Below are 12,834 nucleotides of genomic sequence, written 5' to 3' on the forward strand. Positions count from 1 at the left end.
AGACGAACATGCTATGAGCCATACGATATTTATTCCCCGGCCGCTTGTCCGCCATTGGCGTACGGCCGCCGTGCTGGCGCTCGCCGGCGCCTTGCTGCTGCCGGCCGCGGCGAGCGCCCAGCAGGAGTCGCGGCAAACGACCACGCCGAGCACCCAGCGCCAGCAGCTGGACCGCGTCGTGGCGGTGGTCAACGACGGGGCGATCATGAAAAGCGAGCTTGAGGATCGCATGACCCAGGTAGCGCGCCAGGCCGAGGCCCAGGGCAGCGCGCTGCCCCCGCGCGGTGAGCTCGAGCAGCAGGTGCTGGAGCGCATGGTGCTGGAGCGCATGGTGCTCGAGGAGATTCAGCTGCAGATGGCCCGCGACGCCAAGCTGAGCGTGGACGACACCCGGCTCAACCGCCAGCTGCGCAGCATTGCCGAGGCCAACGGGCTCTCCCTCGACGCCTTCGCCGACCGGCTGGAAGCCGACGGCACCAGCCTTGCCGAGGTCCGTGAACAGGTTCGCCGGGAAATGCTGATTCAGCAGGTGCAGCAAAGCCAGGTCGGCCAGCGGGTGTCGATCAGCAACCGCGACGTCGAGCGCACCCTCGAACAGCAGGGCGAGCGCGCAAACCGCGAGACCCGCGCGCGCCACATCCTGATCGAGGTCAACGCCGAGCGCAGCGAAGCGCAAGCCCGGGAGCTCTTGCAAAAAGCCCGCCGCAGGATCGAGCAGGGCGAAGACTTTGCCGCCGTGGCCCGGGAGCTCAGCGACGACGAGGGCAGCGCGCTCAACGGCGGCGAGCTCGGCTGGCTGCGTCCGGGCCAGACGGTGCCGGCCTTCGAGGACGCCATGAGCGATCTGTCGCCCGGTGAAATGTCCGAGCCGGTACGCTCGCAGTTTGGCTTTCATCTCATCGAGGTGGAAGAGCGCCGGCGGCGGAACGTCAACCAGCAGGAGCAGCGCGAGCAGGCGCGCCAGGCGATTTTTCAGCGCCGGGCCAACGAAGAGCTCAGCACCTGGCAGCGCGAGATCCGCTCCCAGGCGTTTGTCGACATTCGGCTATAAGGGGTATCGTCATGGCAGAGTGGCGTCACGTTCAGGGTTCGCTGCCGGTGGCGATCACCACCGGTGAGCCGGCGGGTATCGGCCCCGAGCTTGTGCTGCGGCTGGCCGCCGACGGCTTGCTGCCGTCGGCCAGCGTCGCCGTGGGCGACCCGACGATGCTCGCCGAGCGCGCCGCGGCGCTGGGCCTTGGGGTCACGCCGACGCCGTGCCGGCCCGGTGAGCCGCTGCCCGAAGGGCCGGGCGTGCTGCCGGTGTGGCCGGTCCTCCTCAAGGCGCCTTCTACGCCCGGGGTGCTCGATCCGACCAACGCCGACTACGTCCTCGGAACGCTGGCCGCTGCGGTCACTGCCTGCCGCGCCGGCCATGCCGCCGCCATGACCACCGCGCCGCTGCACAAGGGCGCGATCATCGACGGCGGGCACCCGGGCTTCACCGGCCATACCGAATGGCTGCGCGATGCCTGCGGAGTGGAAGAGGTGGTCATGATGCTGGCGACGGATAGCGCCCTGCACGCCACCCGCGCCGGCTTTGACGGCCCCTCGGAGCTGCGCGTGGCGCTGGTCACCACCCACCTGCCGCTGCGCGACGTGGCCGACGCCGTGACCGCCGAGCGCCTCAAGCGGGTGGCGCGCATTCTGGAGCACGACCTGCGCGAACAGTTCGGCATCGCCGCGCCGCGCATTGTCGCCTGCGGGCTCAACCCCCACGCCGGCGAGGACGGCCACCTGGGGCACGAAGAGGTCGACACCCTGATCCCCGCCCTTGACGCCCTGCGCGCCGAAGGCCGGGATATACGCGGCCCCTACCCGGCGGATACCCTGTTCACCCCGCGCCACCTGGCCGAGGTCGACGCCGTGCTCGCCATGTACCACGATCAGGGCCTGGCCGTGCTCAAATACGCCGGCTTCGGCAGCGCGGCCAACATTACCCTGGGGCTGCCGCTGGTGCGCACCTCGGTGGATCACGGCACCGCGCTCGACCTGGCCGGCAAGGGGCTGGCGTCTCCGGCGAGCCTGGGCGTGGCGGTGGCGCTTGCTCGCCGGCTGGCCGACCGCCGCATGGCCGGGTAACTCTTTGATTCTTATCGCGTAACGCTACTCCGGGAACCCGCTTCATGGCATCAGTGCTGCATCACCGCGCCCGCAAACGCTTCGGGCAGAACTTCCTCCGCGACGCGGGTATTATCGAGCGCATCGTCAGGGCCATCCACCCGCGTCCGGGCGAGCGCCTGGTGGAGATCGGCCCGGGGCAGGGGGCGCTCACCCAGCCGCTGCTCGACGCCGCCGACGGCCTTGACGTCATCGAGCTGGATCGCGACCTGATCCCCGGGCTGCGGGTGCAGTTTTTCAACTACCCCGGCCTTGTCATTCACGAAGGCGACGCGCTCAGGTACGACTTTGCCGAGCTCAGAGGCGACGGCCCGCCGCTGCGGGTGGTGGGCAACCTGCCCTACAACGTCGCCACGCCCTTGATCATTCATTTGCTGGGCGCAGGCAGCGCGGTGGCGGACATGCACTTCATGCTGCAAAAGGAAGTGGTCGAGCGGCTGGCGGCCGAGCCTGGCGGGCCAAACTGGGGGCGGCTGTCGGTCATGGCGCAGTATCACTGCCGGGTCGAGCAGCTGTTCAACGTGCCGCCGGAGGCCTTTGTGCCGCGCCCGGCGGTGGACTCGGCCATTGTGCGGCTTTCCCCTCACGCCGAGCTGCCCCATTCGGCCAACGACCCGGCGCTCTTGTTCGAGCTGGTCAAGCAGGCCTTCGGCCAGCGACGCAAGACCCTGCGCAACAACCTCAAGGGCCGGGTCAGCGCCGACACGCTGGAGGCGCTGGAGATCGACCCGCGTCGCCGCCCGCAGACCCTCACCGTCGAGGAGTTCGTGCGCCTGGCCAACGCCGTGACACACAGCGAAGCATCCGCATCCCGGGAAGGAGACACGACGTGAACGAACATGACACCGACGCCGCCGACATCCTTGACCACAGCGCCGGCGAGCCGGCGATTCACGTCAGCGTCACGCCCCGCTACCGCGCGGACGAATCCCGGGAGGCCGAGTCACAGTACGTGTTCAGCTACACCGTCACCCTGTATAACCGGGGCGACTGCAGCGTCCAGCTGCTGGCGCGCTACTGGAAAATCACCCAGGGCAGCGGCGACGTTCGCGAAGTGCGCGGCAAGGGGGTCATCGGCCAGCAGCCGCTGATCGGCCCGGGCCAGCATTTCCGCTACACCAGCCGCGCGGTGCTCGACACCCCGGTGGGCATCATGGAGGGCGCCTACACGCTTTTTGATACCACCACCCAGCGGCCCTTTGACGTGCCGGTCGCGCTGTTTCGCCTGGCACAGCCGGCGGCCATTCACTAACCGGCGCCCGGGAGAGTAGTTCTGTGAGCACCTATGTCATCGGCGATCTGCACGGCTGCCACGCTGAGTTTGTCGACCTTCTGGAAGCGCTGTCGTTCGACCCGCGTCGGGACTGCGCCTGGCTGGTTGGGGACCTGGTCAACCGCGGGCCGGACTCCCTTGCCTGCCTGCGCGAAGTCCGCGCGCTGGGCGACGCGGCCCGCTGCGTGCTGGGCAACCACGATCTGCATTTTCTGGTCGCTGCCCGGGGCGGCAGGATCAAGCCCCGCAGCGCCTTTGCCTCCATCGTCAACGCCGCCGACGGCGGCGCGCTGCTGGACTGGCTGCAAAGCCGGCCGCTGACGGTGCGCCGGGAAAGAACGCTGATGGTTCACGCCGGGCTTTTGCCCGAGTGGGGGCTCGATCAGGCCCAGTCCCTGGCCGCCGAAGTGGAAGCGGCGCTTGCCGGCGAACAGGCCGGGGACTTTCTGGCACGGCTGTTTGGCGACCAGCCCGACCGCTGGCGCGATGACCTGGAAGGCATGGATCGGCTGCGCTTTATCGTCAACGTCATGACGCGCATGCGCTTTATCAGCCCGGGCGGGCGGCTGGAGTTTACCGCCAAGCGCGGTCTGGCCAGCGCCCCCGAGGGCTTCAAACCCTGGTTCCGCTTCCCCCGGGAAGACGATGCCACCCTGCTGTTCGGCCACTGGGCGGCCCTGGAGGGCCAGACGCCCGGCGCCCGGGTGGACGCCCGAGCGCTGGATACCGGCTGCGCCTGGGGCGGCTCCTTGACCGCGCTTGAGCTCGAGACCGGGCAGCGCACCCGCGTGCCCAGCCGCCAGCCCCAGGAGGCCTGATGCCCGAGCCGCCAGCGAACCCGTCGGCGCCCGAGGCCGGCCTGGACGTCTACCGCGTGGGCGGCGCGGTGCGCGATGCGCTGCTCGGCCGCCCGGTGTGGGACAACGACTGGGTCGTGGTGGGTGCCACGCCCGACGACATGCGCCGGCGCGGTTTCAAGCCCGTGGGCCGGGATTTCCCGGTGTTTCTCCACCCCGAGACCGCCGAGGAGTATGCTCTGGCGCGCACCGAGCGCAAGGCCGGCCACGGCTACTCGGGCTTTGCCGTCCACGCAAGTCCCGACGTGACGCTGGCAGACGATCTGGCCCGCCGGGATCTGACCATCAACGCCATCGCCGAAGCGCCGGACGGCACGCTTGTCGACCCCTACGGCGGCCGCGAGGATCTTGAGCGCCGGGCGCTGCGCCACGTCTCCGACGCCTTTGCCGAAGACCCGCTGCGGGTGCTGCGCACCGCGCGCTTTCTTGCCCGCTACGCCCATCTGGGCTTCACCGTGGCCCCGCAGACTCAGGCGCTGATGCGCGAAGTGAGCCGCAGCGGCGAGCTTTTGCACCTGGCCGCGGAGCGCGTCTGGACGGAAACCGAGAAAGCCCTGGGCGAACCAAACCCCGGCGCGTATTTTTGCGCGCTGGCCGAGTGCGGCGCGCTCGGTGCCTGGTGGCCGGAGCTCGCCGAAGCCGGACTTGATAAGTGCCTGGACGCCATGAAGAGCGTGCCCGACTGGCCCGAAACGCCCCTGGCCCACTGGCGCTACGCCAGGCTGGTGACCCCCCTTGACGATAACGGCCGGGCGGCGCTGGCCGCGCGGCTGAAGCTGCCCCGGGGCGTGGCGCAGCTGGCCCGCCAGAGCGCGGCTACGGCGCGGCTGCTCGGCGAGCCGCTGACGGCAAAAGCGGTGATGGCCTGGCTTGACGGCCAGGACAGCTGGCGCAAGCCCGAGCGTGCCCGGGCCCAGCTGGCGCTGGTGAAAGCGCTGGCGCCCGAGCGCCACGAAGCGCTCGAGCAGGCGCTCGAGCAGGCAACGGCGGTCAATCCCCAGGTGCTGATGGCAGAGGGCTACAAGGGCGCGGCGCTGGGTAAACAGATCGGCGTTAGCCGCGGAGAGGCGGTGGCACGGGCGCTTGCCCAGAGTTCGGCATAGGTCTTGCCGGCGCCTGGATGGCGAGCCTGGGGCACAAGCTCGGCCAGCGGCCTGAGCACAAAGGCGTGGGCGAGCATGTCGTCGTGGGGCAGGCGGATGGCGCCAAGTTCGCTGTCGAATTCGCCGCACAGCTCGCCCACGGCGAGAAGGTCGATGTCGATGGGGTGGGTGTTCGCGCCGGCGCTTGGGGGCAGGCGGCCCTGGGCGCGCTCCTGGGCCTTGCTCCAGCGCTTTATCGCGGCGGGCTCGGCGGCGCTATGAAAGGCCGCCACCATGTTATGAAACACCGGCGTAGCGCAGGCAGTGGCGGCGTCTTGAACGCAGGCGCTCACGTCCGCGCTCTGGTAGACCGTGGAGGCCTTCACCTTGCCGAAGCGCGCTTCAAGCGCGCCAAGGCAGCGGCGCAGGTTGGCAAGGGCGTTTTTGTTGCTGCCAAGGCCCAGCAGCACCAGCCGTTCAGCGCTCTCGCTCAAGTGCCGCTGTCTTCAGGCGCCGGGGCGGCAAAACGCCCCCGGGTGATCTTCAGGCCCACGCTTGCCGCCGCCGGCACCGCGCCGGGCTTGCGCAGGGTGAGCGTGACGCCTGTGATGCCGAACTCCTCGCGCAGGGTGGCCACCAGCCGCTCGGCGAAGGTTTCCACCAGCTCGAACTGATGCTCGGCGGCGAACGCCTGAATGCGCTCGCAGAGGGCGGCGTAGTCAAGCGCGAGCGCCAGGTCGTCCGTGGCCGCCGCCGGGCGAATATCCGTGGCCAGCTCCAGGTCCAGACTCAGACGCTGCTGGAGGGTTCGCTCCCAGTCGTAGGCGCCGATTACCGTTTCCACCTCGAGCGCCTCAATGATAATACGATCCGTCATGGCGCTCAGCTCTCCGCTTTTGTGCCGGCGTAGTCGGGAGCGCTCAGCTGCTCCAGCGGCCAGCGCGGGGTGGCCTGCATCTGCCCGGTTACGTCGCGCTCGCCGGTTTCCAGGCGCCTGGCGCCGACGTAGGCAATCATCGCGCCGTTGTCGGTGCAAAAGCGCCCCCGGGGATAGAAGACCCCGGCGCGGCGCTTGGCGCAGGCCTGGTCGAGCCCTTCGCGCAGCCGCACGTTGGCGCTGACCCCGCCGGCGACCACCAGCCGCTTGAGGCCGGTGTCGTCCAGCGCTCGGCGGCATTTGATCACCATAGTGTCGACCACGGCGTCCTCGAAGGCCCGGGCGATATCAGCCCGGCCCCGGGAGGTGAGCTCGCCGGCGTCGTCGAGCTTGCGAATGGCGGTCAGGGTATGGGTCTTTAGCCCCGAGAAGCTGAAGTCGAGCCCCGGGCGGTCGGTCATCGGGCGCGGGAAGCGGAACCGCCCGGGGTCGCCCTGTTTGGCAAGCTTCGCCACGTGGGGGCCGCCGGGGTAGGGCAGCCTGAGCATCTTGGCGGTCTTGTCGAAGGCCTCGCCGGCGGCGTCGTCCACGGATTCGCCGAGCAGACGATATTCGCCCAGGCCCTTCACCGCCACCAGCTGGGTGTGCCCGCCGGAAACCAGCAGCGCGACGAACGGGAAGGCCGGGGCCTCGTCTTCCAGCATCGGCGCCAGCAGGTGGCCTTCCATGTGGTGCACGCCAAGAACGGGGATATTCAGCGCCCGGGCCATGCCGTGAGCGGTGGCCGCCCCCACCATCAGCGCCCCGACCAGCCCGGGCCCGGCGGTGTAGGCGATGCCGTCAAGCTCGCCGCGAGCCATGTCCGCGTCTGCCAGCACCTGCTCTACCAGCGGCAGCAGCTTGCGGGTGTGGTCGCGCGATGCCAGCTCCGGCACCACGCCGCCGTATTCGGCGTGCATGGCCACCTGGCTGTACAGGGCGTCAGCCAGCAGGCCGCCGCCAGGTGCGGTGTCGTAAACGGCCACGCCGGTTTCATCGCAGGACGTTTCGATGCCCAGTACGCGCATAGCGGTTTTCCCCGTGACGTAAAGACCTGAAAGACAGGCAGAGTAAACCGGCAAGTCTAGCATCTTCGTTCGCCGGCGTTGAGCGAAAATCCCCGGGGTCGTTTGCAAAAAAGTGGGCGCGCTACTAAAATACTGGGCGCTGTAGACTCAGATCGTGCACGAAAGGTGTCTAACGCGCCTTGCGCGTGTACGGGCTATCCGAAATCAAGACTCCTTAAAGGTAGGTGAGTGCTTAATGCCTTCTGTAAAAGTACGCGATAACGAGCCGTTTGACGTCGCCCTGCGTCGTTTCAAGCGTTCCTGTGAAAAAGCCGGCGTTTTGTCCGAGGTCCGTCGTCGCGAAAGCTACGAAAAGCCGACGGCCGAACGCAAGCGCAAGGCGGCTGCCGCGGTCAAGCGCCACGCGAAAAAGCTTCAGCGTGAGCGCAAGCGGTTCGAACGGCTCTATTGATCCGTACCGGAAGGGTGGCAGGGCCGCTCTTCCTGGAAGGACGCCAAACGGCCGCCGTCCGGTGGCCGTTTGTTTTTTGTTCGTCAATAAGCGCCGGCGGGCTGCGGTGATGCCATAAACGACAAGGTGGCATCACCTCAGCCTGGCAGCATCCCAGGCCCGGCAGGCGCGGGCCGTAACGGTCGGAGGCAGAAGTCCATGGCTGGCCGTATTCCGCAGCATTTTATCGATGACCTGCTCGCCCGGGTGGACGTGGTGGAAGTCGTCGGCGCCCGGGTGCAGCTGAAAAAGACCGGCCGCAACCATTCGGGGCTCTGCCCCTTCCACCAGGAAAAGTCGCCGTCCTTTACCGTTAGCGCCGACAAGCAGTTTTACCACTGCTTCGGCTGCGGCGCCCACGGTAACGCCCTGCGTTTTTTGATGGAATACGAGCGGCTGGGCTTCCCTGACGCAGTGGAGCAGCTGGCATCGAGCCTTGGACTTGAGGTCGAGCGCGAAGGCGCCGACGACCCCCACGCCCGCCAGCGCGAAAAAAAGCGCAAGCAGGGCGCTAACCTGCTGGAGCTGGCCGCGAATTTCTACCGCGAGCGGCGGGTGATGCCCGAAGGCCGGGCGGCGCGTCGCTATCTGGAGCAGCGCGGGCTGTCGGCGGAGGTGATCGACACCTACGGCATCGGCTACGCCCCGGACAGCTGGGAGGCGCTCAAGCGCCACCTTGACGAGCGCGGCGTCAGCGAAGCGGTGCAGATCGAGTACGGCCTGCTGATCCACCGCGAAGACAGCGGGCGCACCTACGACCGCTTCCGCGACCGGGTGATGTTCCCTATTCGCGACGGCCGCGGGCGCACCGTGGCCTTCGGCGGCCGAGTGCTGGGGGATGCCAAGCCCAAGTATCTGAACTCGCCGGAAACCCCGGTGTTTCACAAGGGACGCGAACTTTACGGCCTTTACGAAGCGCGCCGGGCGCCTAAGCGCCCCGAGCAGCTGGTCATCGTCGAGGGCTACATGGACGTGGTGGCGCTGGCCCAGTTCGGCGTGCGCAACGCCGTGGCCACCCTGGGAACGGCCACCACCGAAGAGCACCTGAAGCGGCTGTTTCGCCTGGTCAGCCGGGTGGTTTTCTGCTTTGACGGCGACCGCGCCGGTCGCCAGGCCGCGCGCCGGGCGCTGGAAACGGCGCTGCCGCAGATGCTCGACGGGCGCGAGGCGCGCTTTCTGTTTCTGCCCGAAGGCGACGATCCGGATGACCTGGTCCGCCGGGAAGGCGCCCAGGCGTTTACCGACCGGGTGACCTGTGCGATGCCGCTGTCGGAGTTTCTGTTCGAGCAGGCAGCGGAAGGGCGCGACCTGCAGGCAGTGGAAGGGCGCGAACGGTTTGCCAGCGACGTGCTGGCAGCAGTGAACAAAATGCCCGACGGCATGCTCCAATCCATGCTGCTGGAAGAGCTTGCCGAGCGTAGCGGCCTGCGTCAGACGCAGCTGGAAACGCTGCTGGCCCGCCAGCAGGCCCGGTCCGAGCCCGCCGCCGAGCCGGCATCGTCTTCCCGGCCGCCGCAGGCGGCAGAGCCGGTCGAGGCGGTATCGACGGACACCCCGGCGCTCGAGGTGCTGTCGCCCGAGGAACGTGTGCTGCAGCTGCTCCTGCACGAGCCGCGCCTGGTAGAGGCGCTGCCCGAAACGCTGGAGTGGCTGCCGGAAAGCGCCGCGGGGCAGCTGTGCCGCGAGCTGGTTGCGCTGTTGCAGGCCGGGCGCTATCAAAGCCCCCAGGTGGTGCTGTCGCATTTTCAGGGCAGCGCCCAGGGCCGCACGCTCGGGGCGCTGGCCAGGCGGGAGCTATTGATTCCGCGCTCGGCGCGCCAGGCCGAGCTCGAAGGGCTGGTGGGGTACCTGCAGCGTACGCAGCGGACGCGCTCGCCGCGGGAAGAATACGAGGCCTTGCTGGCCCGGGAGCGGGCCGGAGAGAAGCTGGACAAGGCGCAGAAAGAGCGTCTGGCTAGCCTGCTGGTGGAGCTTGCCGGGACGCAGTAAAAAGGGCCGGCGAGGCGAGCGGCGGACTGCCGGGCGGGCACCGCAAAGTGCACCCGGGGTTGAATTTGCCGCCTTTTGCTACCACATAGTTGACCAATTGCCAGATGCTGGCTAAACCAAACAAGCTAACACACCTGAATAACGGCGCAAATAGACCGTGCTGGCAGCTGCTCGCAGCCGAGGCTATACTGTTCGGCTTTCCGGGCGCTTTGGGCACGTCGCTTGCGCGTCAGGTGCTTCATTCTTCTTCGTCGAGATAGGGTTTCTATGGCTGGAAATGCGCAGCAGCAGTCACGTCTGAAGGAGTTGATCGCGCGGGGTAAGGAGCAGGGCTATCTTACCTATGCCGAGGTCAACGATCATCTACCCGAGGATATCGCCGATCCCGATCAGGTGGAAGACATCATCGGTATGATCAACGATATGGGGATCAGCGTCGTCGAAGTCGCGCCTGACGAAGACACCCTGATGATGTCGGACCAGTCCACCGACGAGTCCGCCGCCGAGGAAGCGGTCGCGGCCCTTGCCGCCGTGGAAAGCGACGTGGGCCGCACCACCGATCCGGTGCGCATGTACATGCGCGAGATGGGCACGGTGGAGCTTTTGACCCGGGAAGGCGAGATCGAGATCGCCAAGCGCATCGAGGAAGGCACCCGCGCCGTGATGTCGGCGCTGGCCTACCTGCCCGGTGCGGTGAGCTCGATTCTTGACGCCTACGACGCCACCCAGGACGAAGAGGCCCCGGGCCGGCTGTCGGACCTGTTTTCCGGCTTCATCGACCCCGACGGCGGGATTCCCAACGTGGCCGAGCCCGAGGATATCGAGCCCGAGCTCAGCGACGATCCCGACGACGAGGAAGAAGAAACCACTGCCAACGAGGGCGGGCCGAACCCGGAAGAGGCCCGGGCGCGCTTCGAGCAGATCCGCGAGAAAAACGCTGCCGTCGAGGAGGCGTTCGAAAAATACGGCCGTGGCAGCGAAGAGCTCAAGGCGCGCCAGGCCCGGCTCGCCGAGCTGTTTTCGCCGATCAAGCTGGTGCCCAAGCACTTCGAGCGCTTGGTGGGCCAGGTGCGTGTCAGCGTGGAGCAGGTGCGCGCCCAGGAAAAGGCCATCATGCAGCTGTGTGTGAAAAAGGCCAAGGTGCCGCGCAAGACGTTCATCAAGACGTTCCCCGGCAACGAGTCGCGCAAGGGCTGGCTGGACGACTTCCAGGAAGCCGCGCCGCGCTACGCCGACCGTCTCGAACCGCTGCGCGCCGATATCCGCCGCCACCAGCGCAAGATTGCCTTCGAGGAAAACATGGTGCATCTGAGCGTTGGCGAGCTCAAGGAAGTCAACCGCAAGCTCTCCATCGGCGAGGCCAAGGCGCGCCGGGCGAAGAAGGAAATGGTCGAGGCCAACCTGCGCCTGGTGATTTCGATTGCCAAGAAGTACACCAACCGCGGCCTGCAGTTCCTGGACCTGATCCAGGAGGGCAACATCGGCCTGATGAAGGCGGTGGACAAGTTCGAATATCGCCGCGGCTACAAGTTCTCGACCTACGCCACCTGGTGGATTCGCCAGGCGATTACCCGCTCGATCGCCGATCAGGCGCGCACCATCCGCATTCCGGTGCACATGATCGAGACCATCAACAAGCTCAACCGGGTGTCGCGCCAGATGCTCCAGGAAATGGGCCGCGAGCCCACCCCGGAAGAGCTGGGCGAGCGCCTGGAAATGTCCGAGGACAAGGTGCGCAAGGTGCTCAAGATCGCCAAGGAGCCGATCTCCATGGAGACGCCCATCGGTGACGACGACGATTCCCACCTGGGCGACTTCATCGAGGACAGCACCATGATGCTGCCAGTTGATCTGGCCACCGGCGAAGGCCTGGTCGAGTCCACGCGCAACGTGCTGGGCGGGCTCACCGCGCGGGAAGCCAAGGTGCTGCGCATGCGCTTCGGTATCGACATGAACACCGACCATACCCTGGAAGAGGTGGGCAAGCAGTTCGACGTTACCCGGGAGCGCATTCGCCAGATCGAAGCCAAGGCGCTGCGCAAGCTGCGCCATCCGAGCCGCTCGGAGCCGCTGCGCTCCTTCCTTGACGAGTAGGGTGCCTTTAGCTCCCGCCTGGCCAACAGCAGAGCGCACGAAAAAGCCCGCCGTGAATTCACCGGCGGGCTTTTTTTACGACGTCCGCTGAGGACGGTGCAACCGCGTCAGCTGCCTGATGCGGCCTGCTGTCGGGCACGGTAAATACGCCGTGCCAGCAGCAAGAGCTCGATCATGGCAAACAGGATCAGGCTGTAGCCGAGCAGCTCCACGACTTCTTCCGCCATGCTTTTGATGTCGCCCAGGTAGCGGTCTTCCATGATGGCCTGCCAGAAGATCTTGCGCCCGTACAGCCGGGAAAAGGCGTAGGTGGTGAAAAGGCCGGCGGTAAACAGCCCCAGCGAAAAACTGTTGCCGTACTCGTAAAGCTCGTCGAGGAAACGCCGCCAGTGAATTCCGACCCACACCACAATGGGCAGAATGACAATGGTGACGAGTATCTTCCAGACGTGCCGGCCGGCGTAGTGGTCGAGCAGGGCGTCCTGCTCGCGGATCAGCGACGAGCCGATAAACGCCAGCAGCAGCAGCGTGACCATGGGCCATACCTTAAGCCGCTGGCGCACATAGAGCAGGATGCCGCAGGAGAGCGCCAGAAATATTGTCTGGTTGAGCTCGGTGAAGCCCAGCTCGGAAAACTGCAGCTTTTTGGGCAGATACAGGGCCTCCATATAGGCCCCCTGGGCAATGGCGCCGGTGACAAGGAGATACAGCGTGGCGCGCAGAAAGAGCGCGCCGGTATGGATGGGCCACGAAGATTGAGAATAGGGCATTATACGTCCTGAAACGCCCACCGGCGCAGGCCGGCGGATCCGGTCGGTGGTTAAACATGCAAAGATGTATGTGAGTATATCGCGTTGTGTTCTGACGCGCATCCAGCCAAGCTGGCAAATTTACCCGCTATCTCGGTGTGAAGGGAAGCGCCTGTAGTACGACTCTGAACGTTAG

13 protein-coding genes are annotated in these 12,834 nt (G+C 66.9%); 9 read left to right on the forward strand and 4 right to left on the reverse strand.

Going from position 1 to position 12,834, the window contains the following annotated elements; translation table 11 throughout:
• Positions 1-13: 13 nt before the first annotated feature.
• From P1P91_RS04265 to P1P91_RS04290, 6 genes are read left to right on the forward strand one after another with little or no spacing between them, the layout of a single operon-like run.
• Complete coding sequence (locus P1P91_RS04265) at positions 14-1,051, forward strand: peptidylprolyl isomerase (RefSeq protein WP_311884757.1); 1,038 nt, start codon at positions 14-16, stop codon at positions 1,049-1,051.
• A gap of 11 nt (positions 1,052-1,062) precedes the next feature.
• Positions 1,063-2,121, forward strand: a complete 1,059-nt coding sequence (gene pdxA / locus P1P91_RS04270) for a 4-hydroxythreonine-4-phosphate dehydrogenase PdxA (RefSeq protein ID WP_311884759.1) — start codon at positions 1,063-1,065, stop codon at positions 2,119-2,121.
• A 44-nt stretch (positions 2,122-2,165) separates the two neighbouring features.
• On the forward strand, positions 2,166-2,993 hold the full coding sequence (gene rsmA / locus P1P91_RS04275) for a 16S rRNA (adenine(1518)-N(6)/adenine(1519)-N(6))-dimethyltransferase RsmA (protein WP_311884760.1): 828 nt from the start codon (positions 2,166-2,168) through the stop codon (positions 2,991-2,993).
• Positions 2,990-3,412 (forward strand): Co2+/Mg2+ efflux protein ApaG, encoded by a 423-nt coding sequence (apaG, locus tag P1P91_RS04280; protein ID WP_311884761.1) that lies wholly within the window; start codon positions 2,990-2,992, stop codon positions 3,410-3,412. The genes rsmA and apaG overlap by 4 nt, the downstream gene beginning before the upstream one ends.
• A 23-nt stretch (positions 3,413-3,435) precedes the next feature.
• Positions 3,436-4,251 carry a symmetrical bis(5'-nucleosyl)-tetraphosphatase gene (locus tag P1P91_RS04285; protein WP_311884763.1) on the forward strand — a complete coding sequence of 272 codons (816 nt, stop codon included), beginning with the start codon at positions 3,436-3,438 and terminating at the stop codon, positions 4,249-4,251.
• Positions 4,251-5,393 (forward strand): polynucleotide adenylyltransferase, encoded by a 1,143-nt coding sequence (locus P1P91_RS04290; RefSeq protein ID WP_311884765.1) that lies wholly within the window; start codon positions 4,251-4,253, stop codon positions 5,391-5,393. Before P1P91_RS04285 ends, P1P91_RS04290 begins: the two co-directional genes overlap by 1 nt.
• On the opposite strand, the gene P1P91_RS04295 is transcribed toward P1P91_RS04290, so the two are convergent.
• Genes P1P91_RS04295 through tsaD form a run of 3 tightly spaced genes read right to left on the reverse strand, consistent with a single transcriptional unit; the run spans position 5,309 to position 7,316 of the window.
• Positions 5,309-5,866: a 2-amino-4-hydroxy-6-hydroxymethyldihydropteridine diphosphokinase gene (locus tag P1P91_RS04295; protein ID WP_311884766.1), complete on the reverse strand. Its 558-nt coding sequence runs from the start codon at positions 5,864-5,866 to the stop codon at positions 5,309-5,311. The genes P1P91_RS04290 and P1P91_RS04295 overlap by 85 nt on opposite strands.
• Positions 5,863-6,249, reverse strand: a complete 387-nt coding sequence (gene folB, locus P1P91_RS04300) for a dihydroneopterin aldolase (protein WP_311884768.1) — start codon at positions 6,247-6,249, stop codon at positions 5,863-5,865. The genes P1P91_RS04295 and folB overlap by 4 nt, the downstream gene beginning before the upstream one ends.
• Before the next feature lie 5 nt (positions 6,250-6,254).
• Entirely contained in the window at positions 6,255-7,316 is a 1,062-nt protein-coding gene (tsaD, locus tag P1P91_RS04305; RefSeq protein ID WP_311884769.1) for a tRNA (adenosine(37)-N6)-threonylcarbamoyltransferase complex transferase subunit TsaD, read from the reverse strand.
• 235 nt (positions 7,317-7,551) lie between these two features.
• Here tsaD and rpsU point away from each other — a divergent pair, with 235 nt between their 5' ends.
• The 3 genes from rpsU (at position 7,552) to rpoD (ending at position 11,889) form a co-directional block, all read left to right on the forward strand.
• Positions 7,552-7,767, forward strand: a complete 216-nt coding sequence (gene rpsU / locus P1P91_RS04310) for a 30S ribosomal protein S21 (RefSeq protein ID WP_017430978.1) — start codon at positions 7,552-7,554, stop codon at positions 7,765-7,767.
• 198 nt (positions 7,768-7,965) lie between these two features.
• A complete protein-coding gene (dnaG, locus tag P1P91_RS04315) occupies positions 7,966-9,795 on the forward strand; it encodes a DNA primase (protein ID WP_311884774.1) in 1,830 nt (609 codons plus the stop codon).
• Between the two features lie 267 nt (positions 9,796-10,062).
• Complete coding sequence (gene rpoD / locus P1P91_RS04320; protein ID WP_311884776.1) at positions 10,063-11,889, forward strand: RNA polymerase sigma factor RpoD; 1,827 nt, start codon at positions 10,063-10,065, stop codon at positions 11,887-11,889.
• Between the two features lie 107 nt (positions 11,890-11,996).
• Here rpoD and P1P91_RS04325 read toward each other — a convergent pair whose 3' ends face one another.
• Complete coding sequence (locus P1P91_RS04325) at positions 11,997-12,659, reverse strand: hypothetical protein (RefSeq protein ID WP_311884778.1); 663 nt, start codon at positions 12,657-12,659, stop codon at positions 11,997-11,999.
• Positions 12,660-12,834: the final 175 nt, after the last annotated feature.

Origin of the sequence: Halomonas piscis (assembly GCF_031886125.1) — a bacterium.
In the GTDB taxonomy this organism is placed as follows: domain Bacteria; phylum Pseudomonadota; class Gammaproteobacteria; order Pseudomonadales; family Halomonadaceae; genus Vreelandella; species Vreelandella piscis.

Coding starts and splice junctions, on each gene's coding strand:
- dnaG (WP_311884774.1), top strand. CDS start 7,966: ATGGCTGGCCGTATTCCGCAGCATTTTATCGATGACCTGCTCGCCCGG.
- P1P91_RS04290 (WP_311884765.1), top strand. CDS start 4,251: ATGCCCGAGCCGCCAGCGAACCCGTCGGCGCCCGAGGCCGGCCTGGAC.
- rpoD (WP_311884776.1), top strand. CDS start 10,063: ATGGCTGGAAATGCGCAGCAGCAGTCACGTCTGAAGGAGTTGATCGCG.
- folB (WP_311884768.1), bottom strand. CDS start 6,249: ATGACGGATCGTATTATCATTGAGGCGCTCGAGGTGGAAACGGTAATC.
- tsaD (WP_311884769.1), bottom strand. CDS start 7,316: ATGCGCGTACTGGGCATCGAAACGTCCTGCGATGAAACCGGCGTGGCC.
- rsmA (WP_311884760.1), top strand. CDS start 2,166: ATGGCATCAGTGCTGCATCACCGCGCCCGCAAACGCTTCGGGCAGAAC.
- P1P91_RS04325 (WP_311884778.1), bottom strand. CDS start 12,659: ATGCCCTATTCTCAATCTTCGTGGCCCATCCATACCGGCGCGCTCTTT.
- pdxA (WP_311884759.1), top strand. CDS start 1,063: ATGGCAGAGTGGCGTCACGTTCAGGGTTCGCTGCCGGTGGCGATCACC.
- rpsU (WP_017430978.1), top strand. CDS start 7,552: ATGCCTTCTGTAAAAGTACGCGATAACGAGCCGTTTGACGTCGCCCTG.
- P1P91_RS04265 (WP_311884757.1), top strand. CDS start 14: ATGAGCCATACGATATTTATTCCCCGGCCGCTTGTCCGCCATTGGCGT.